The organism is Microbacterium pumilum (genome assembly GCF_039530225.1).
GTDB lineage: Bacteria > Actinomycetota > Actinomycetes > Actinomycetales > Microbacteriaceae > Microbacterium > Microbacterium pumilum.
Window position 1 is genome coordinate 4,340,004 of sequence record NZ_BAAAOH010000001.1, and the last position, 18,907, is coordinate 4,358,910.

General features: G+C 64.9%; 23 protein-coding genes. 12 read left to right on the forward strand and 11 right to left on the reverse strand.

The window, feature by feature from the left end:
• The first annotated feature begins 53 nt into the window (after positions 1-53).
• Together ABD188_RS19610 and ABD188_RS19615 are read left to right on the forward strand one after the other, a co-directional pair.
• Complete coding sequence (locus ABD188_RS19610) at positions 54-632, forward strand: GNAT family N-acetyltransferase (RefSeq protein WP_344066438.1); 579 nt, start codon at positions 54-56, stop codon at positions 630-632.
• A gap of 174 nt (positions 633-806) precedes the next feature.
• A complete protein-coding gene (locus tag ABD188_RS19615) occupies positions 807-2,186 on the forward strand; it encodes an MFS transporter (RefSeq protein ID WP_344066441.1) in 1,380 nt (459 codons plus the stop codon).
• Between the two features lie 41 nt (positions 2,187-2,227).
• Here ABD188_RS19615 and ABD188_RS19620 read toward each other — a convergent pair whose 3' ends face one another.
• The 3 genes from ABD188_RS19620 to ABD188_RS19630 are packed head-to-tail and all read right to left on the reverse strand — an operon-like array spanning position 2,228 to position 3,688.
• Complete coding sequence (locus ABD188_RS19620; RefSeq protein WP_344066444.1) at positions 2,228-2,689, reverse strand: SRPBCC family protein; 462 nt, start codon at positions 2,687-2,689, stop codon at positions 2,228-2,230.
• On the reverse strand, positions 2,686-3,021 hold the full coding sequence (locus ABD188_RS19625; RefSeq protein ID WP_344066447.1) for an ArsR/SmtB family transcription factor: 336 nt from the start codon (positions 3,019-3,021) through the stop codon (positions 2,686-2,688). Before ABD188_RS19625 ends, ABD188_RS19620 begins: the two co-directional genes overlap by 4 nt.
• Entirely contained in the window at positions 2,996-3,688 is a 693-nt protein-coding gene (locus ABD188_RS19630; protein WP_344066450.1) for a DUF998 domain-containing protein, read from the reverse strand. The genes ABD188_RS19625 and ABD188_RS19630 overlap by 26 nt, the downstream gene beginning before the upstream one ends.
• A gap of 197 nt (positions 3,689-3,885) precedes the next feature.
• On the opposite strand from ABD188_RS19630, the gene ABD188_RS19635 reads away from it, so the two are divergent.
• Both ABD188_RS19635 and ABD188_RS19640 read left to right on the forward strand, forming a co-directional pair.
• Complete coding sequence (locus tag ABD188_RS19635) at positions 3,886-4,203, forward strand: hypothetical protein (RefSeq protein ID WP_344066453.1); 318 nt, start codon at positions 3,886-3,888, stop codon at positions 4,201-4,203.
• Between the two features lie 113 nt (positions 4,204-4,316).
• Positions 4,317-4,709, forward strand: a complete 393-nt coding sequence (locus ABD188_RS19640; RefSeq protein WP_344066456.1) for a TIGR03618 family F420-dependent PPOX class oxidoreductase — start codon at positions 4,317-4,319, stop codon at positions 4,707-4,709.
• 95 nt (positions 4,710-4,804) lie between these two features.
• On the opposite strand, the gene ABD188_RS19645 is transcribed toward ABD188_RS19640, so the two are convergent.
• From ABD188_RS19645 to ABD188_RS19655, 3 genes are all read right to left on the reverse strand, one after another.
• Positions 4,805-7,153: a lanthionine synthetase LanC family protein gene (locus ABD188_RS19645; RefSeq protein WP_344066459.1), complete on the reverse strand. Its 2,349-nt coding sequence runs from the start codon at positions 7,151-7,153 to the stop codon at positions 4,805-4,807.
• Positions 7,154-7,166: 13 nt separating this feature from the next.
• Entirely contained in the window at positions 7,167-8,090 is a 924-nt protein-coding gene (locus tag ABD188_RS19650) for a hypothetical protein (protein ID WP_344066462.1), read from the reverse strand.
• A gap of 199 nt (positions 8,091-8,289) precedes the next feature.
• Complete coding sequence (locus ABD188_RS19655) at positions 8,290-8,646, reverse strand: hypothetical protein (RefSeq protein WP_344066465.1); 357 nt, start codon at positions 8,644-8,646, stop codon at positions 8,290-8,292.
• A gap of 332 nt (positions 8,647-8,978) precedes the next feature.
• On the opposite strand from ABD188_RS19655, the gene ABD188_RS19660 reads away from it, so the two are divergent.
• Entirely contained in the window at positions 8,979-10,214 is a 1,236-nt protein-coding gene (locus ABD188_RS19660; protein ID WP_344066468.1) for an MFS transporter, read from the forward strand.
• A 111-nt stretch (positions 10,215-10,325) separates the two neighbouring features.
• Here the strand turns inward: ABD188_RS19660 and ABD188_RS19665 are convergent, their stop codons facing one another.
• Positions 10,326-10,781, reverse strand: a complete 456-nt coding sequence (locus tag ABD188_RS19665; RefSeq protein WP_344066471.1) for an SRPBCC family protein — start codon at positions 10,779-10,781, stop codon at positions 10,326-10,328.
• A 248-nt stretch (positions 10,782-11,029) separates the two neighbouring features.
• On the opposite strand from ABD188_RS19665, the gene ABD188_RS19670 reads away from it, so the two are divergent.
• Positions 11,030-11,527 (forward strand): P-loop nucleotide/nucleoside kinase family protein, encoded by a 498-nt coding sequence (locus ABD188_RS19670; protein WP_344067266.1) that lies wholly within the window; start codon positions 11,030-11,032, stop codon positions 11,525-11,527.
• Between the two features lie 131 nt (positions 11,528-11,658).
• Here the strand turns inward: ABD188_RS19670 and ABD188_RS19675 are convergent, their stop codons facing one another.
• Both ABD188_RS19675 and ABD188_RS19680 read right to left on the reverse strand, forming a co-directional pair.
• Positions 11,659-12,231 carry a hypothetical protein gene (locus tag ABD188_RS19675; protein ID WP_344066474.1) on the reverse strand — a complete coding sequence of 191 codons (573 nt, stop codon included), beginning with the start codon at positions 12,229-12,231 and terminating at the stop codon, positions 11,659-11,661.
• A gap of 146 nt (positions 12,232-12,377) precedes the next feature.
• The gene (locus tag ABD188_RS19680) at positions 12,378-13,499 is read right to left on the reverse strand and encodes an SGNH/GDSL hydrolase family protein (protein ID WP_344066477.1); all 1,122 of its coding nucleotides are present in this window, start codon (positions 13,497-13,499) and stop codon (positions 12,378-12,380) included.
• 214 nt (positions 13,500-13,713) lie between these two features.
• Here ABD188_RS19680 and ABD188_RS19685 point away from each other — a divergent pair, with 214 nt between their 5' ends.
• The 6 genes from ABD188_RS19685 to ABD188_RS19710 all read left to right on the forward strand — a co-directional run bounded on the left by ABD188_RS19685 (position 13,714) and on the right by ABD188_RS19710 (position 17,439).
• Positions 13,714-14,220 (forward strand): 2'-5' RNA ligase family protein, encoded by a 507-nt coding sequence (locus ABD188_RS19685; RefSeq protein ID WP_344066480.1) that lies wholly within the window; start codon positions 13,714-13,716, stop codon positions 14,218-14,220.
• Between the two features lie 261 nt (positions 14,221-14,481).
• Positions 14,482-14,640, forward strand: coding sequence for a hypothetical protein (locus ABD188_RS19690; protein ID WP_344066483.1), 159 nt, complete (start codon positions 14,482-14,484; stop codon positions 14,638-14,640).
• Complete coding sequence (locus ABD188_RS19695) at positions 14,618-15,433, forward strand: hypothetical protein (protein ID WP_344066486.1); 816 nt, start codon at positions 14,618-14,620, stop codon at positions 15,431-15,433. The genes ABD188_RS19690 and ABD188_RS19695 overlap by 23 nt, the downstream gene beginning before the upstream one ends.
• Before the next feature lie 109 nt (positions 15,434-15,542).
• Positions 15,543-16,019: a hypothetical protein gene (locus ABD188_RS19700; protein ID WP_344066489.1), complete on the forward strand. Its 477-nt coding sequence runs from the start codon at positions 15,543-15,545 to the stop codon at positions 16,017-16,019.
• The gene (locus ABD188_RS19705) at positions 16,009-16,356 is read left to right on the forward strand and encodes a hypothetical protein (RefSeq protein WP_344066492.1); all 348 of its coding nucleotides are present in this window, start codon (positions 16,009-16,011) and stop codon (positions 16,354-16,356) included. The genes ABD188_RS19700 and ABD188_RS19705 overlap by 11 nt, the downstream gene beginning before the upstream one ends.
• A 270-nt stretch (positions 16,357-16,626) precedes the next feature.
• Positions 16,627-17,439, forward strand: coding sequence for a ceramidase domain-containing protein (locus ABD188_RS19710; protein WP_344066495.1), 813 nt, complete (start codon positions 16,627-16,629; stop codon positions 17,437-17,439).
• A gap of 109 nt (positions 17,440-17,548) precedes the next feature.
• On the opposite strand, the gene ABD188_RS19715 is transcribed toward ABD188_RS19710, so the two are convergent.
• Both ABD188_RS19715 and ABD188_RS19720 read right to left on the reverse strand, forming a co-directional pair.
• Positions 17,549-17,911 (reverse strand): nuclear transport factor 2 family protein, encoded by a 363-nt coding sequence (locus tag ABD188_RS19715; protein ID WP_344066498.1) that lies wholly within the window; start codon positions 17,909-17,911, stop codon positions 17,549-17,551.
• Positions 17,912-17,928: 17 nt separating this feature from the next.
• The gene (locus tag ABD188_RS19720; protein WP_344066501.1) at positions 17,929-18,804 is read right to left on the reverse strand and encodes a class I SAM-dependent methyltransferase; all 876 of its coding nucleotides are present in this window, start codon (positions 18,802-18,804) and stop codon (positions 17,929-17,931) included.
• Positions 18,805-18,907 lie beyond the last annotated feature (103 nt).

Genomic DNA, 18,907 nt, shown 5'->3' on the forward strand with positions numbered 1-18,907 from the left:
CGCTCAATCGGTCGGTCATTCCTTTTGTCGGAGGTTGCGTCGACAATGGCGTCATGACGGAGCACGTGATCAAACCCTTGACGCTCGACACTTATCCCGCGTGGCTTGCGCTGGCCGAGAAGCACAACGGGGTGTGGGGCGGTTGTTACTGCCACTATTTCCACGATGACACCGAGACGACCAAGAAGGCGGATGTGGGTGGTCCCACGTTCAAGAGACGGATGATCGAGGAGGGCATCGCGCACGCGGCGCTCGTCTTCGACGGCGACCAGGCGATCGCCTGGTGCGAGTACGGCAGTCCCGCCGAGCTGCCACGTATCTACCATCGCAAGGAGTACGACGCCGGGGAGTCCAATCCCGCACCCTGGCGCATCACCTGCTTCTTCGTCGATCGCGACCATCGACGCAAGGGCGTCGCACTCGAGGCGCTTCATGGGGCGCTCGATCTCATCGCGCAGGCGGGCGGTGGCGAGGTGGTGTCATTTCCCAACATCGTCGAACCTGGCAAGCGCGTGTCGTCTTCGTTCCTTCACAACGTCACGCCGGGCATGTTCGAGGAAGCGGGCTTCACCTTCGAGCGACGGATCGGCAAGAACAAGACGGTCATGCGGAAGGTCGTATCACCCGCGTGAGCCACGAACCACGAACCACGGCCCGAGGTGCTCCGTCTATGCGGGTCCCCCGGCAGGTGTCGTCGATGGCCGCGTTGTAAGGCCGTCCACCTGAGCATCCGGCACCGACAGGGGACCTCTGCCGGGTCCTGAACGCGATGGAAGGTCGCGCGGGCGGGTTAGCCTGGAGAGTGGATGCCGGGTCCCGGCATCCTCGTACCCGTCGACTGGACAGGACCCCGCTTGTCGCGAACGATCGGCCTGGATGCACCGGGCTGGCGCACGTGGACGGTCTGGACGGTCGGCCTCCTGGCCTACGTCGTCGCAATCGTCAACCGCACGTCGCTGTCGTCGGTCGGCGTCGATGCGCAGGTGAGGTTCGACGCTGATGCCTCGGCGCTGTCGATGTTCGCCGTGATCCAGCTCGCGGTATACGGCGCGATGCAGATCCCCGTGGGGCTGCTTCTCGACCGGTTCGGCGCGCGGCCGATCATCACGATCGGAATGATCCTCATGGCGGTCGGCCAGGGCGTCATGGCGTTCGCGGATGTCGTGCCCATCGGCATCCTCGCGCGTGTCCTCATCGGGGCCGGGGACGCAGCCGTGTTCCCCAGCGTCCTGCGTGTCATCGCAACATGGTTCCCCGCGCAGCGCGCGCCGGTGCTCGTGCAGCTGACGGGGATCGTCGGCCAGCTCGGACAGATCGTGGCGCTGGTCCCGCTCGCCCTGCTGCTTCACGCCACTTCGTGGAGCATCGCATTCGGCAGCCTCGCCGCACTCGCTGTGCTCTTCGCCGTGCTGACGTTCGCGGTCATCCGCAACCGACCACCTCAGCGCAAGGCCGACCCCGTGGACTTGTCTGTCAACACCGACACCGGCGCGATCATGGTCGTCAGGTCGTCCGCCGATCTGCGCGAAGGATTTCGCGCGTCGTGGAGCCACCCGGCGACGCGCCTCGGCTTCTGGTCGCACTTCACGACGCCCTTCGCGGGCACGGCATTCATGCTGCTGTGGGGGTTTCCGTTCCTCACCTCAGGTGAGGGCCTCACGCCCGCCACCGCATCGCTCGTCATGACCTCGCTCGTCGTCTTCGGAATCCTCAGTGGCCCGGTCATCGGCGCCCTCTCCAGTCGACATCCGACCAGACGATCGCGCTGGCTCGTGCTGCCGACCGTCGCATTCCAGGCGATCTCGTGGCTCGCCGTCATCCTCTGGCCCGGGCCGGCGCCCGTGTGGCTGCTCGTCATCCTGATGTTCGCGCTGGCCACGGGCGGCCCCGCGTCGATGATCGCGTTCGACCACGCGCGCACCTTCAACCCGAGTCACCGTCTCAGCACAGCGACCGGCATCGTGAACGGCGGAGGCTTCCTCGCAGCGCTGCTCGCGATCCTCTTCATCGGCCTCGCCCTCGATCTCCAGGGCGCCGGCACGCCCGCGACCTACTCCCTCGACGCCTTTCGCATCGCATTCCTCACCCAGGTGCCGCTGTGGCTCATCGGCTCGATTGCGATCATCGTCGAGCGAAGCCGTACGGTGCGCCACATCGGCGGCGTCGACAACTTCCCGCGCAGCTGAACGCCGACGAGTCTCTCGTGGGCGAGCGCGAAGCCGATCGTCTACCTGTGGCGCTCGAGGTAGGCGGTGATACGGGCGAGCGCACCGTTCCAGACTTCGTCGACGAAGAAGTCGCGGATCTCGGGAATCGGGAAGCCGGTCTGCACGACGGTCATCCGGGTGCCGTCGCCTTCGACATCGAAGGTGATCTCGATGCGGGTCGTCATCGTCATCCCGTCCGGGCTCGACCCGGTCGACTCGGTCACCAGTCGGTGTGGTCGGTCGATCTCGAGGAAGGTCTGCGTCTCACGGAAGAGGTTGTCCGGGTCTGCACCCCAGATCGCGATCTGGGTGCCGCCGACGCGCAGGTCCACGTCGATCTCGACGATGCCGGGGCGCGCGTCGAGGATGGAGAACCAGATCTTCTGCTTCTCGGCATCCGTGTAGGCGTCGAACACCTCCTCCGGCGTAGCCGGCAGCATCCGGGAGATGCGCAGCTCGAGGGGTGTCGTCGTGTCGCTCATCGGTCGGTTCCTTTCTGCAGGGTGAAGAACGCGTCGAGACCGTCCAGACGCCGCTCCCAGAGACGCTGGTAGTAGCTGATCCACGTCATCGCGCCGTCCAATCGCTCGCCGCCGAGCCGACATTGCCGTGTGCGGCCGATCTTCTCGGTCGTCACCAGCCCGGCGACCTCCAGCACATGGATGTGCTTGGCCATGCCCGTCACCGTCATCCCCGCGGCGCTTGCGAGTGCGGAAATCGGCAGAGGTCCGTCTCCGAGTCGCTGGAGGACGTCGCGGCGATTGCTGTCCGCGAGTGCAGCGAATGCTCTATCGAGATCGGCTTGTTGAACCATGCGGTTCAGCATAGGTCACAGCCGGCATCGAATCTTGCGTGGGGCCGCTGACCCGCCCGAGCAGCGTTCCGAGGGCGACAGCCGAGATCAGTCCCATTTCGATCACTGAGGAGATGAAGAGTCTGATCGCGAGCGTCTCGAGGTCGCCCAACGCGGGCACGAGCATCGCTGCCACGACGGCGGCGATGCACGCGGCCGCCCACCCCCGCCGGCGATTGCGTGCGAACAGCACCGCGAGAGTGATACCCGCCGCCAGGAAAGCGAGTTGCGTGAGGATGAAGCCCACCTCGTGCACCGCGCCGTGCCAGCTCATCACGGGCGCACCCTCCGGTGCCCCGGCCGGGAATCCTCCCCCGGCGTCGGTCACGAACAGTCCCGCGATGACGAGTCCGATGCCCATCAAGATGACGAGAATGCTGATCCATCGCGCGAGCCGCCCGCTCCCGAGCGTGCGGCTGAGCCCGATGCCGCCTCCAGAGATGAGCAGACCCACCAGGACGAAGTTGACGATCTGCGCCCATCCCCCATCACCGAGGCTCAAAAGGCTGATCGGGTGGTAGGTCGGACGGAATCCGTCGCGGTTGAAGGCCTGCACCGCCCACAGCACGACGAAGAGGGGTGTTGCGACGACGGCGCCGGTAAGCAGAGCGCGCGATGATCTGGACATCAAACCTCCTAAAGTGAACCAGTTAGTTCATCTTTGCATACTGAACCGAGCAGTTCAATGACCGGCTTCGTCATCGCCTCACTCGGCTTGTTCAGCGAGCGGTCCCCCGCCGCACGCTCAATCGACATCTACACGCTCGACGGCGAGCTCGGCTGGTGAGCCCCACGAGAAGCGATGGCAGTTGACAGACTGGAGCGGTGCCGGATGACTTCGAGCCCGCCTCGACATTCTTGAGGGCGGATCTTGCGCCACGTCAAGGGACATGGTGGGTGAAGGCCATCCGCTCAGCGGCGACCATCCTCACCGGTCTCTTGACCAACGATCTCGAGGCGGGGCCGTCAGCGCTGGATCTCGTCGTCACGCGGCTGGACACGGGCAACGCCATCCTTCGAGTCACGGCGGGGACGGTAAGCGAGGCGGACCATCTTCTTCGACGCGTGCGCCGGGACCTGGATGTCATGAATGTCGAACTGTTCATTCGCGAGTGGGGCACTGGTCAGCCAGGCCAAGCCTGACCGGGTGACACGAGGGTCCTGCCCCACGCACTACCCGGAATCGCCGCGGTCGGCGCCGACTGATGCCGTTGGAGCCGATTCGGGTCCGGCCGCGTGGAGGGCAGGATGGAGACATGGCATCGATCGACTCCCTGACCGAGGATGGCCGCCGATTCGTTTCGGACTACCACCTCGCGACTCTTTCGACGATCGGGCACACCGGCGGCATCCATGTCGTCGCGGTCGGCTACACGATCGATGAGGGTATCGTGCGCATCATCACGAGCGACGGCAGCCAGAAGGTGCGCAACATCGAGCGCGATGCACGTGCGACGGTGGCGCAGGTGTCAGGCCCGCAGTGGCTCAGCATCGCGGGCTCGGCTGTCATCGAACGGGACGTGGATGCGGTGGCCCACGCGGTAGCGCTCTACGCGCGCCGCTATCGGCAGCCCCGCGTGAATCCGCGGCGTGTTGTCATTCGACTCGTACCTGATCGCGTCCTGGGTTCCGCGGGACTGTTTGCATGACGCCGCGCCCGGGCCCCTGAACCGCTGCGGACGTCCCGTCCGGTCTGGCGGCTGATCGCACCGAACGATCGCCGACCCGATCCGACTCATCGGGACTAGATCGCTCGCCGCTCGAAGAGAGGGAAGGCCGCTCGGTCTGCATCGCTGACCGTCGACAGGAGGACGGCCGCGCCGAGCGTGCCCTGGAACAAGCTCGCGGTGGTCGCGGTCTGGCGGGAACAGAGCTCCCAGGATGCATCGGCCAGGCTTCGTGCCCGGTCGGTCCACTTCGAGTCCCCGACATGTCGTTGGAGGTTGAGCAGCGCATATGCACGACCTACGGCGCCGCAGCAGAGGGTCCCTCTGCTGGATTCGTCCTCCCATGCGGTCACCGCAGCCCGCGTCGCCAGTTCGAGATACTGACTGTCGTCGAACACGCGATAGGCGGCTGTGAAGAGATGCACCATGCCTGCTGATCCGTGGCACCAGCTCTCCATAAAGGATGGAAGGGGATTCGAAGTCACTCGCATCGGCCAGCGAAGGCCGTTGCCGTGCTCTCGCCCCAAGGCCGCTATCTCGGCGACCATGCTCTGGAGCCACGCCGGCGGCTCGTCACCGGAGACGTCGCACCACAGGACGAGTGCGTATGCGGTGCCCGCGATACCGTGCGCGATTCCGAGGTAATCGCCTTCGATGGCGGTGTGGGGTTGGCGGATGCGGCTGACTTCTGCACGTGCGACGTCCGCGAGCCGATCGGTGATGCTCTCCTGGTTGGTGTCTCGCACCGAGGGCACCAAGTCATCGATCAGCAGAGCGAGGGAAGCGACGAGACCCGGACGACCCAACGTGAAGTCGTGATTGATGTCGCCGGAATCCCAAGCGGTCAGGCCATCGACCGCACGAGCCAGGGCGGCGTCATCGCTCATCGCGGATGCTACTCGGGCCCGTATGACATCGATGCCCGCGGGGCCGAAGAAGACGGAGCTTTCGGGAATGCTCTCCCGCTCGAGGCCAGGCAGCTCACTGCTGAAGGCACGCGCTTGGGTCGCGGTCCGGACAGCTCGGCACATCCACGCGTCGGAGAGTTCGAGCGCCCGGGGGTCGTTCCCCAGTACCGCGATCTCGTTGAGCGCCGCCGCAACACCGGCTGATCCGTGGGTGATGGACGCGTGCGGATACGGCGGCCTCAACTCGAAGCCATTGACGTCTTCGAATTGTGTCAGGAAGGCTCGCGCCGATGCTTCGTGCACGAGCGCGTGTGGGTGGGGGGAAATCAGGGGGATCGTCGCTCGACGCATGTCGTCAGCCATTGCGGCGATCGTCGGATACCGAGCGGACGCGTTCTTGGCGAGCCCGCGGAACAGGATTGCCTCGAGCTCGCGGGAGTGCGTGATTCCGCGACGCGCAAGGGGCAGGGGTAGATCCTCAGCGATCTGCCGGAGCATCTCGTCGGGAACTGCGGAGAAGTCGAGGTAGGCGCGCCCGGTGAGGACGAGATACAGCATCGCGCTCAGTGCGTATTGATCGCTGGCGTATGTGGGCGACGGCAGTGCACGACCGTCGAGCGACGCGAGCGCGTACTCAGGCTCGAGGTACTCGAGGGCGGCTTTGCGCGCCTGCGTCGCCGAGTCGCCAGAGCCGTCCCGAACGGACTGGCCGAAGTCGATGAGACGCGGTGTGCCGAGATCATCCACCAAGACATTGCGCGGATGGATGTCGGCATGGACCACTCCCGCGTCGTGCAGCTCTGCGTACAGCTCGACGACCCGCTGACAGAGGCTCATCAGTGCGATGCGAGCCGCCCGCCCGCCGGCGATCCGGAGGTGGCTCGCGTAGTGGTCGAGCGGCACACCGCGAAGCCACGTCATCAGGAGACACTCCCGGCCCAGCACGGGGTCGTCTGAAACCAGCCGCGGGCTGACCGCGCCATCCAATCGGCGCAGCACCGCCGCCTCGTTCGCGAACTGCGCAACCGCGCTCTTCGACGCGCCGGAGCGAAGGATCTTCAGCGCGAGTGGCTGCCCTGCAGCGTCGCGGACCTGGTAGAGCTCGGAGTCCTCGACGGCTTGCATGCACTCGATGACGGCGCAGCCGGCGACACGACTGCCGATTGCGAGGGTGGGGATGATCTCGTTGGAACCGGGTGAGCTGTCGCTCGCGAGCCATCCCGATGTCAGAAATGGCTTCAACGCGGAGAATGCATCCGGCAGAATCTCCTCGGGGTCGACCGCGTGCTCGGAAGAAAACGATGACAACGCCTCTGCGAATGTCTGCGGTGTTCGGAACTTCGAAAGCAGATCGGCGACTTCGGCCGTGACGACGCGCGACTGAGTGCGAGAGCGCGGTCGGGTCACGATGAAGTCGGTGGGGCCGCAGCCGCAGCGGACCCGGGTTTCTTCATCGACCTGATCGCCCGACATCACCAGAACGTCGGCGGGCAGGATGAGTCTGTCGGTCACTCTCATCGACGCAGACCTCTCATTGCGAGTCCACCGGCGCCCATTCGGCGGTGTCGACGCCTGCCGCGGCTATCCGGGTCAACGCGAAACGGATCGGATCAGCATCGGCGGGTGTCTCGACGATGGCGCTCGCGAGGCGATTACACAGCCAGATGCGCCAACTTCGGTCGGGATATACGCCGGCCTCCTTCACGTCGGCGGGCGGGTCGAACCCCCAGGACAGCAGGCCATTCTCATCGAGGGCTCCGCTGAAGGGCACTCCTTGCGGCCTCGCACCGTCGATCTCGGGAAGCAGCGCGGCTGCATACTCCGCGAGATCGCCTTGCCGCTTGAAATACACGACGATCTTGTCGGGTCGCAACAGGCTGCCCGCGTTGAGACCGATCTTCAGAGCGTGCGCGGGCGCCGATGCGACGCTCCGTGCGACCGCACCGAAGGCACCACCTACGTCAGCGGGATGAGCACTGACGTAGAGCTTGAAGTCGCCGCTGGCGTCCGCGCCCGTCCGGTCTTGTCTGCGCCAGTGAGCCCATGCTCCGTCTGCGGTCTCGCCATATACGAACGTGCCCGCCAGTACATCGACGCTCCGGCCCAGCGAGCGCAGAACGGCCCGTCGGTCCGGCCAATTGGCGAGCCATCGCTTGGAACGGGGAATGCGATTGAAGAAGTAGAGCCGGGCAGCGAGCTCGTGCTTCTGCACCAATCCGAGTCGCTGCACGTGTCGGAGCGCCTGCATCGACAGTCTTCCGGTCGGAGTCTCCTCGCCTGTCGGGGGGAAGGGAAGACCGAGCGCCTCCATCGCGTACGCACCGGTCACGAATCCTCGGTCGATCTCGACCTCGACAATCCCCTCCAACACGAGAAGGGCGAGCAAGCGCAGCTCGTCTGGCGAGGATTCGCGGCGCGGCCGCCACTCGGGTTGCAACCCCAGTTCTTCGATCATCGATCGTGCGCGATCATTCACGACCTTCAGATCTCCGTTGTCGGAGTCGAGAAGCGCGGTGTAGGACGACCTTCCAAGCGCGGTCCGTTGGTCGGCCGGGATCTCACGCTCCGCGTCACCCACCTGCGCGATCGACTGGCCGGGCCGAATCCTGAAACGCCTCCTCGATGCCTCCGCGCTGATCGTCACTCGCGGGCGATCACTCGACGGCGACCTCACCAGAATCGAGCGCCTCGAGCGCGGCGGTGAGATGCGCGCGCAGCGCCTCGACGTCAGCGGGCGTCGTTGGAGCCAGCTGCTTGTAGAGCGCCGCTTCCCTGACCTCGACGGCGGCAATGTGAGCCTGCAGCTGCTGCTTCAGGGCCGCGAGGACGCGAGGGTTCTCCTCCAGGCGAATTCCCTCGTAATGTCCCTCGAATGGGTCCTTCGATCCCGGGCAGATACCAGTGCACGGCGGCCCGGAACTGTCATCGGAGCAAGCGCCGCAACTGCTGGCCTCTCTCGGATCGAACTTCGGAAGAACACTGATCATCAGATCTTTGACGATGAACTCCATGGCAAACCCCCTGAGTGTTCCCCTACTCGCGGAGTGTAGTCCGACGACACGACCGCGGATAGAGGTCGACGATTCGCGCCCACACCGCCGGATGACGGGGGCGGATGCAGTATCCGGCGTTGTCAAACCCTCACGCGCTGGCTAGATTCGCATTGTTCCCTAGGGAAGGACAGATTATGAGCAGCCGCGATCGTTGAAATACCAAAGCGAGCCCCCGCCGACTGAGTCGCGCGGGGGCTTCGTCTTCCCACGGACCGATTCTTGGCACGATCGTTGCCGGCGCGCGCCCCGTAGCGGTCCCCGATGCCTCATGAAAGGCAGATCAACAAACCGTGTACTCCCTCCTCCTGGCGATCATCTATATCGCCTTCGTCAGCCTGGGACTCCCCGACTCCCTCGTTGGCGCAGGCTGGCCGGTCATGCATCAGGACCTCGGCGTTCCCATCGCCTTCGCCGGCATCATCACCATGATCATCGCCGGCGGCACCATCCTCTCCAGCCTTGCCTCCGAGCGGATCACTCGTCGGTTCGGCGTCGGCATCGTGACGGCCGTCAGCGTCGGGATGACCGCGGCAGCTCTCGTGGGTTTCTCCGTCTCCGGGTCATTCTGGATGCTGTGCGTGTGGGCCATCCCATACGGACTGGGCGCAGGCGCAGTGGACGCCGCACTCAACAACTATGTGGCTGTGCATTATGCCGCGCGCCACATGAACTGGCTGCACGCTTGTTGGGGTCTGGGCGCGTCGATCAGCCCTTTCATCATGAGCTACGCACTCGCCTCAGGGTTGGGCTGGTCGAGCGCGTACCTCATCATCGGCCTCATCCAAGCGGTCCTGACGTTCGCGCTGCTGATCAGCATCCCGCTGTGGGGCAAGGTCAACCCCATCGTCCCGAGCGGGCACGCCGTTGAATCCGACGAAGCGGAAGAGACCGCTGACGAGCCGTCGGGAAGGACGCGCACCCACGTTCCGCTCGCGCGCGCTATCCGGATTCCCGGCGTCATCCTGATCCTGACCGCCTTCTTCGCCTACTGCGCCCTCGAGAGCACCGCGATCCTGTGGGCGTCGACGTATCTGGTCACCGATCGCGGGGTCGCCCCCGCCACCGCGGCCGCTTTTGCCTCACTGTTCCTGCTGGGTATCACTGCAGGACGCTTCCTGGCCGGCTTCTTCGCCGACAGAGTCGGTGACCGGCTCATGATCCGTGGTGGATTCCTGACTGTCGGCCTCGGTGTCGTGATGCTCGCTCTCCCGTTGGACACCGACGTGCCTGCGCTCGTGGGGCTCGTGGTCCTGGGACTCGGATGCGCGCCGATCTACCCCGCGATCATCCATTCCACCCCAGTCAATTTCGGCCGACGCAACTCGCAGGCCATCATCGGCATACAGATGGCCGCGGCCTACACCGGTTCGACCTTCGTGCCGCCGTTGTTCGGTGCGATCTCCATCTGGACAGGGATGTGGATCCTGCCCCTGTTCCTCGCCTTGCTGGTGGCACTGGGCCTGCTCATGTCTGAGCGCCTCAACCAGCTCGTCGCACGCCGAGCCCGAACCAGCGAACTGGCTTGACCGGCACTTGGAGCTCGGGACCAGCGTTCCCATCATGGTCCGAGCTGGTGGCGAGTGAGCCGGTACCTTTCGGCTTGTCGGCATCCATGGCGCTCCCGCGCCGTGAGACGGCTACGCCTCGACGTTGCCGCGCCAGGCACCCTCAGCGGCGCCCTGTGCCTCGATGAACTCCTTGAAGTTCTTCAGATCCTTCTTGACAGCGTGAGAACCTGCTCCCACCAGCGATCCGAGCGTCTCCAGGAAGCCGGTGGGCTCCCAGTCGAGCTGCACGGTCACGCGGCTGGACGAGCCCGTGAGCTTGTGGAAAGTCACCACACCGGCGTGGTCGGTCTCGCCGCGCGTACTCTTCCATGCGACACGCTCGTCGGGGTGCTGCTCCGTGATCTCGGCGTCGAACTCGCGCTCGAAGCCGCCGACTTTCACCTTCCAGTGGGTGTGGGTGTCGTCGAGTTGGGTGATCGACTCGACCTCGTCCAGGAAGCGCGGGAAGCTCTCGAATTGCGTCCACTGGTTGTATGCGGTGGAGACGGGAACGTCGACGTCGATGGTCTCGATGATCTGCGACATGGGGAAGTGCTCCTTCGGGCTGAGTGATTGCTTCCATTCAGCCTCATACGCGCCGCGACGCGGAGGGGTTGACGCACGATCGACGCGGCCTCATGATGACGCATCCGGACAGTGGGTCCAATGCCTGGAGTGCATCCCAGAGTGATGGGATGACATGACTTGGGGATCCTTGCCGGAGTATGGTCCTCGCGGACGGGCACGCCGACTGCGCAAACCATGCTCCGTATTCGGTTCGGATTGGACAGCTGATGGATTCCAGAGGCAACTCAGGTCAGGGACCCCTGCTCATACTGTTCTGTGGCCTCCCCGGATCCGGCAAGACGACCATTGCGCGCCAGCGAGCACGCGAAACGGGCGCCATCCGATTCAGCACGGATGAGTGGATGGCCGACCTCGGCGTCGACTTCTTCGACCACATCCGCGACGGGCTGCAGGCGCGACTGGACCAGCTATCGAAGGATCTACTCGAGCGCGGGCAGAGTGTGATTCTTGAGGACGGCACGTGGAAACGAGAGGAACGCGAGCGGCTGCGCCGACTCGCGAGTGAGCTGGGCGCTGCCACCGAGATTCACTACTTTGACATCGCGATCGACGAGCTCTGGCGACGACTTGAGATCCGTAACGCGAGCCCCACATTCGGAACAGTGCCGATCACAAGAGAATTGCTCGAGGAGTGCAGGCTCCGACTCGAAAGGCCCGATGACGCGGAGCTTTCCCTCTTCCACCGAACCGTCGTGCATCGTTAGCAGATCGCGACGGTGAGCGATCCTCGATCCGACATCGGCCACGTAGCCCGCGACTGTCTGGGCATCCCGCGTCGCGCAGTCCACAGTGGATGCGAAGACACATCGTTTGCGGTCGCAGCTGAGATTGCGCGCTAGCCGACGATGTCGCCGGTGCTGCTGTCGATCGTCTGGATCCAGCGGCCGTGACGGGGGCTCGCATAGGCGGCGTTGAACGAGTCGATGTCGAACGAATCGACCGTTGCGAAGTACTGCTCTGTGAAGCGGTAGTCGAACGTCGCGCAGTTCTCTTCGCGGTCGCAGCCGGCGTCGATGAGGCCGAGGTAGCCGGTCTGCGCGGCCTTCGGCGAGAAAGTGCCGGTGACGCGGTACGTGGTCGTCCCGACAAAACCGCCTTTGCGTCCTTCAGCGACGGTCCCGGTCAAGGCGGGGCTGGCACCGGCGAAAGCCGTGAATGATCCCACGGCATGCTCGATCACGCAGTACCTGTCGGGACCGGTTCGCCAGATCCTCAGCCAGCTCCCGTAGTCGTCGAGAGCCCAGATGTGACCGTCAAGCCCGACATCGACGACGTTGAGGACGGTCTCGGTGACGTTCACTATGGGTGCGCCGACCCGGCAGGGTTCCGCTGCCGCCTCGGCGGGCGCGGGCGTGTTGACGACGAGCACGGCGATGGTCAGCGCGGATAGCACCACACGTCGGAGCATCAAGACCTCCGGTCCGCGGAACACGGCCTGTCCCGTTCTCGGGCTGGCCGCATCACCAGCAGTTTCCGCCGCCGATGCTACGCCGCCACCAGTGCGCGGGGTAGACCCCTCTGTCCGCGACGGCCCCACTCCCCCTGGTTGGGGGATTACCAGCCCACCTGAGCGCGCAGAGCTGTTTGCACAATTCCTGACATGGTCTCGTGGTGAATCAAATTCGGGTGGCTGTTGCAGCCCCTGTTCGCGCCCTGGCTGGTCAGGTCAAGGTAGGACACATTCGCGTCCGCGTATGCGGTGTTCATCGTGCTCACGATGCCCAGCAACCGGCTCTTGATCTGCGCCCGCTGAGTGGAGCTGCCCATCGGCGTCAGGGCGACGATGATCTTCGCCGAAGGGTAGTGCGCGCGGACGGCCCGGATGAAGCTCACATAGGTGCTGGTGAACACACTGCCAGGGTCGCCATGGTTCCAGTCATTTGTGCCGAGGTTGATCAACACGACGTGCGGGATGTCCGTGGTGAAGCCCCAAACGCTCGTCGGGTCCGTGGGAATGGTGCGCAGGTACAGCTCGGGCATGGTCTCGCCCGTGGCAGCGGTGGTGCCGTCATAGTTGCGGTACAAGCCCTTGCCCGACCAAGCGAGCGTCACCAGCTCGGCCCTTTTGGCGCGGGACGCGAGTCCTTCATATGATTTCCAGTGGTTCTGCGTGCTCACGCTGTAGCCCACGCAGCCGAACGCCCCCTCGTTGCCGTAACCGGTGGAGATAGAATCTCCGATCACTTCCAGCCGACGCACCCAGGCTGTCGGCGCGGTGCCAAGCGCCCCGCCCGTCGGGAAGCTGACCCCCAGGAATTCAGAAACCCCTTGGCTGGGCTCGGTCTGCCGCCACAGTGAGACCTTGTGAACCGCGCCCCCGCCGGAGAGCCCCGTGGCAACCGTATAGGTTTGAGCGGATGTCGCAATGAAGTCCGTGGAAGTCGAATCCACTGCGGCGCGGAATCGTATGCCGGGGGCGTTGAGCTTCACCGCGACAGAGGTGCCGGTGAACGTGAAGTTCACACGGCTGCCCGGCCAGGAGAACTTCGGCTTCGTCGGGTCTGACATGTCGAACCGCCCCTGGTACCGAAATGCCCCGACGGTCGAGCTGGCGTGCTCGACCTGGTGATACGTCGTCCCAAGGTCGAAGTCGGGCCCTTGCCCAACGGCGGGAACAAAGAGGAGCGCGGCCGAAACCAGAGCTGCTGTGACGGAGTGTGCCGCATGGCGCTTCATGGTGGTGCTCCTGGGCCAACCGGCCGTCGGACGAACACTTTCGAATTCGTTCGCCGGCCGAGAGCCCGTGTGGACGTGACCCGGGAACCTCATTCGGTCGGCACCACGAGCCTTTCGACACAGGGTAGCGGTCACCCCACGTCCGCGTGGTGGAGGAGCACATCCGAGTGGGGCTGTCGCGATTGCTCCTCGTGACGATTACGGTCAATGGGATATGAGTGACGTCGTCAGCATCGAGCTCTTGCTGGACTCCGAGACCGAAGCCCTCGTCCGCATCGACTGGGACCGGTTGGCCGCCGCCGGGCTCTCCAGCCTCGCGTCTCATCGGGCCTCCAGCAACCGGCCTCACGTCACGCTGCTGGTGCGCCCCACGCTGGATCGGGTGGACTTCGCAGATGCGGTCGCCCTGTTGCCGGTCGTGATCACCCTTTCGGGGCCGATCCTCTTCCGACACGGCGACCGCGCTGTGCTCGCGCGTCGGGTTGTCCCGACCAAGGAGCTTCTCCGCCTCCACCGGGCTGTTCACCAGGCCGTGCCGCCAGGAGAAGACGCCGCGCACACGGTTCCGGGGAGGTGGACGCCGCATGTGACCCTTGCTCGGCGGGTCCGAATGGACGTCGTGGCTGACGCGCTCCGCCTCCTCGGCCCGGAGCGCGTTGGCGTGGGTCTGGCTCTGCGACGCTGGGACTCGGCAGCCGCCCAAGTCACGCCAATCATCTGAGTGAACGGTGAGGTGGCAGTCCGAGCGGATCGGCGGCCATCGTCGGTCAGGCCTGGCGCGAAGGGTCCTCACCAGGGCAGACCACGCCTGTTGAGCGCGCGCTCGCGGGTGTATCGTGTGGGGCGGGGCATGGCGGTCTGTGGTACCGGCGAAGAGTGATCCGAGATGGCTGAGCGTGGGACTCGCAGCGAGGAACAAGGATACTTTCGTGATGCCCTCCTCGCGTGGCGCGGTTGGGGTGTCGAGCGGCCAATCGTTCCGGTGTACTACGAGGGCCGCCGGGATGCCGTCTTCTACGGTCTGGACGCCGACGACGAGCCGATCGTCATGGACGGGATGACCATCGAGGACAGCGTTTCGGTGTCGACCGGGAGGGGCATAGAGGGGGTTGGTCCCGATGTCGCGATACGTCTCCCGTGATGGGTCCCGCCTCACCCGCGCCATGCTGCGCGACCTGAATGCGCTTGATCAAGCATTTGCCGCCCGGTTCGGAAAGCAGCTTCATGTCAACAGCGGCGTTCGGTTGCGGTCCGAGCAAGAGCAGCTCTTCCGGGAGCGATATGTCCCGTCGTCCGAGGTCAACGGGCGAAGGACCTACGACTTCCGACAATGGCAAGGGATCTGGTGGGCGCGCATCTCCGATCTGGGAACCGTAGCGGCGCCGGATTCTCCGCACGCCAACCACGTCATCGAGAACACCGGGAGGGGTGCGCTTGACCTCCGAGACGACGGGGTGGACGCCGGCGTCTCGTCTCGGGAAAACCCGCGCGCCGATTGGTTGAAGGCGAACGCCCTCGCTCAGGGCTACTCACCCGAGGGCTACAACTTCAGTGAGCCGTGGCACTACCGGTATGAGCGGGACCCGTGGGTGGGTACCGGTGCTATCAGTCAGGAGGAAACTATGGCCTATCCGATCTTGCTCAACGGGAGGCACCGCTTTCTTCTCGGCGTCGGCTCTATCAAGCACTTCACAGACGTCGCCGCATCCGATCTCGCGCGAAACATCGTCGCTGCGGAAGATGTGTGGATCGAGCTCAACACCGCCAGCTTCCTGCAACAACTCGACTCGTTCGGCGTCCCACGCGACAAGGTGGATACCTCGAATGGGCATGTCTTCGACGTCACCCTGGGAAGGAGGGTGGCTGGCGGATGGTGGTCGTGGGCACGCGAGGCGCAACACAACACCAAGCTCATTCTTGCCAAACTCGGCTGAAACCCGCCCCCGCGAACGGGATCGGCAGAGCGTCGCCATTTTGGGCGCATGCGATCCAGGCGGCGCGTTGTGCGTTGCTCTTCATCCGCCCCGCCATTAGGTTTCGATCATGGCGGCAGCCGAAGGCAGCGGCACCGGGGGTGGCAACGGCAGTGAACCGCGCGCCGAGGACGTCCGTGAGATCGCACGGCTTCAGCGCACAAAAGTCGAGCTCCTCGAATTACGACTCGATGTAGCGCGAGTTGGAGAAGAGTCACTTCGCAGCCGCCGCAGACAACAGACCGTAGCGATGGTCGGGGTGGGCGGATGCGTCGCGGTGGTGGGGCTGTTGGCGCTCCTGCCCGTGCTGACGGGTGTGGGTCCCTTCGGACTCACCGGATGGGCATCTCTGATCGCCCTCGGACTCGCCGTTGTCGCGCTGCTCCTGTTCGTCGTAACGCGCAGTCGTGCCAGTCGCCACCTCAATGAGGCGGCCGACGAGCTCGAGCGGGAGCTCCTCCTCATAGAGGTCGATGCGACGTTCGAGTCCATGGAGGAGCGTCTGCGACACAACGACGGGTTGTCGGAAGTCGACGATGACTTCTAGCGCAACGGACCGTCTTCAGCGAGATGTGGACCGCCTGAGCTCAAGCGTCGCCACGCAGATCGAACGGCTCCGATCCGCGGCTCACTCAGAACAGCGGCTGGCGCTGCTCGGAACCATCATTGCTGCAGCGATCGGGGCGGCCGCAACGCTGGGTGCATCTTTCCTTGCCGCGCAGCCTCAGCCGGTTGCGTGCACCGAGTCCCTGCAGCGCGCCATCGAGATCTACCAGACGAGCGGTCTCAAGATCGACCTGCCTGACGAAAGCCGCGAGCAGGAGCAATGTGATCTGGAGCAGCAACTCGATCAACTGGGACCGCGTCCGCAGCCGACACCCTAGATTGCCGCTGCGGCTTGATCGCTTGCGCAGTGGGCCCAAGTGGACCGCCGAGCGGGCGCTGTCAGACGAGAGTAGCCTCTCCGCAACAGACTCACTGGGAGCGGTCATGGTCCAGTCCGGCACGAGCGATGGTGAGAGGATCGCGCGCCACCTCCACCTCGCGGAAACCCTCCCGCGCCGAGTCGTCGACACGGCCCACTGCTGCGCGAGCACGAACATCGCCTACTATTCGGTCGGTGTGTGGTGAGCTCGTATCGAAGCTATTGGGTCGTGGCGATCGCGACGCCTGGGGTACTCCTCCCCTTCCTCATGTTCGTCTGGCTGGGATGGCCCGGTGACCCTGACTCCTGCACGCTCACAGACCCGAACGGCTGCTTCTGCGAGGCCTATGACTTTGTCGCCGTTCAAACAACTGCGGGCGGTGTGCGGCAGTTGTCGAACACCTGGTTCAATCTCTACGCACTCGCTACGGCCTCAGTGGTGGCCGTTCAACTCTCTGCCGACCGACGCCGACACACCAGCGTTGTGTTCGCACCAGGAGTGATTCCCGACGTGTACGTCTTCGTCGTCCTCTTCCTCGGCCTCGGCAGCATGTGGTTCCACGGCTCGCTGAAGGGATGGGGAGGGATAGTGGACGCCGTCTCGATGTACCTGTTCACGGCGTTCCTCGTCGCCTTTGCCGCCTACCGGCTCCATCCCAGCGTCACACTCTTCTGGGCCCTCTTTCTGTCCGTGGCTGCAGTCGCTTCCCTCACGCACGCCGTCCTGGATCGGTCCGGGACTTCGGTGGTCCTCATCGCGGCACAGGTCTGCGTTTACATCGTGCTGGAGCTTGTCGTCTGGTGGAGACGGCTACGTGGGCAGGTTCCCCATCGCTGGTTGGGAGGACTCTGGTGGTTTGCGGCTTTGACAGCGATCGGCATCGGCATCGTCTTCTGGCTCCTTTCCCAGACGGGCGGCCCCCTGTGCGACCCCGTGTCGGTCTGGCAGCCGCACGCAATCGCGTGGCACCCCCTCGCCGGGGTCGCAGCTGTCCTGCTGTTCTACTACTGGCGTGAAGCCGCGCGAGCGACAGCGCGGTGACATCATGCGGACGGCGGCATTCGTCATCCCAAATCGCGGCGGTCTCCCAAGCGAGGACTGCAGGTGGAAGTGCCACGAGCAGAATCAGACCGTCGGACGGGAGTTGTGACTACCTGGCGGTGTCGATGAAGAAGGTGCGAACGCTTGTGATCGTCTCGTTGGCGACGGTGACGACGTCAATGCCGCGAGCGACGGGCGCACCGGCCGGGCCGAATGCCCAGGCGAGCGCGCCAATGTCTGTGGCGGCATAGCGCTCCCCGTCCTCCGCGAAGACGAAATCGCTCGGAACACCCGCAAGGAGCGCCGCCGCCTTGTCCTCAAGGGCTGCTCGCCCGTGAACGGTTCCGTCGGGATCAGTGAAAACAACGTCCTCCGCGTAGACCCACTCGATCGCCGCGCGTCTGGTCAACGCATCTCGGTTGCCGAACACGTCGTGAAGGTTGGACGCAAGAAGCTCCGAGACAGTGGGCATTGCCTATCCAATCGAGGTCAGAGGATCGAGTCTGCTGCTCCAACATGGGTACCACGGCGCTCTATTCCGTCGTGGCTTGTCGCGGTCTCCGGTCCAATGGCCGGGCGACGGCCCCAGGCGCTGATCAGCACGCTCGAGCCGACGATGGTGTCGGGGTCCGCGAGCACCGCGAGGAAGCGATCGAGGTCTTCGGGCGAGACGCCCTCGCCGACCAGACCGTCGCGCACTTGACGAGCATTGGCCGACTGCACCTTCGCCCAGCCCGCGCCACCTTGGTCGATGGCCACGTACCCGCTTGCACCAGTGCCTTCGAGGCCCCGCCCGCGCAGGATGCGCAGGGCGTCGGCGGCGAAATCATTGACCGCACCGCGAGTGGCCAGGAGCCGGTTGAAGGCCTGCGCCACGCTCACGATCAGCTGGTGGTTGGGCCCGGCCCGGTCGACGGTACGGACTTCGCCGGTATCGAAATCTTCGACCAGGATCACCCCACCGGGCGCCAGCGCGGCCGTCAGGCTGGTGAGGACCTCCAGGCGCTCAGGGATGTGGTGAAGCACCAGCCGCTCGTGGATCACATCCCAGGGACCGACAGGGAGGGGATCCGTCACCAGGTCCAGCTGACGCACTTCGAGCTGCTCACGGCCGTCGCGCCGGCACCACCGGGGGTCAAGGTCCACGGCCAGTACCCGCCCCGCCGGACCCACCTCATCCGCCATCCATCGGGCGATCGATCCGCTCCCTGCACCCACTTCCAGGCATCGAGCCCCCGGTGCGAGCCCCAGTCGCGTCAGATGACCTCGTGTGACGTGATCGAACACGACCTCCAGCCCGGCGAAGCGATCGACCGTCTCGATCTCTGCGTTCGTCAACAGGTACGGCGCCGCGTCATCACCCACACAATCGGTCTACCACCTCGCCGCCGATCGCGGTGGACCGGTCTCGACGTCCACCGGGACTGTGGCTCGTTCTCTCACTGTCGAACTCAACGACCTCCGACCG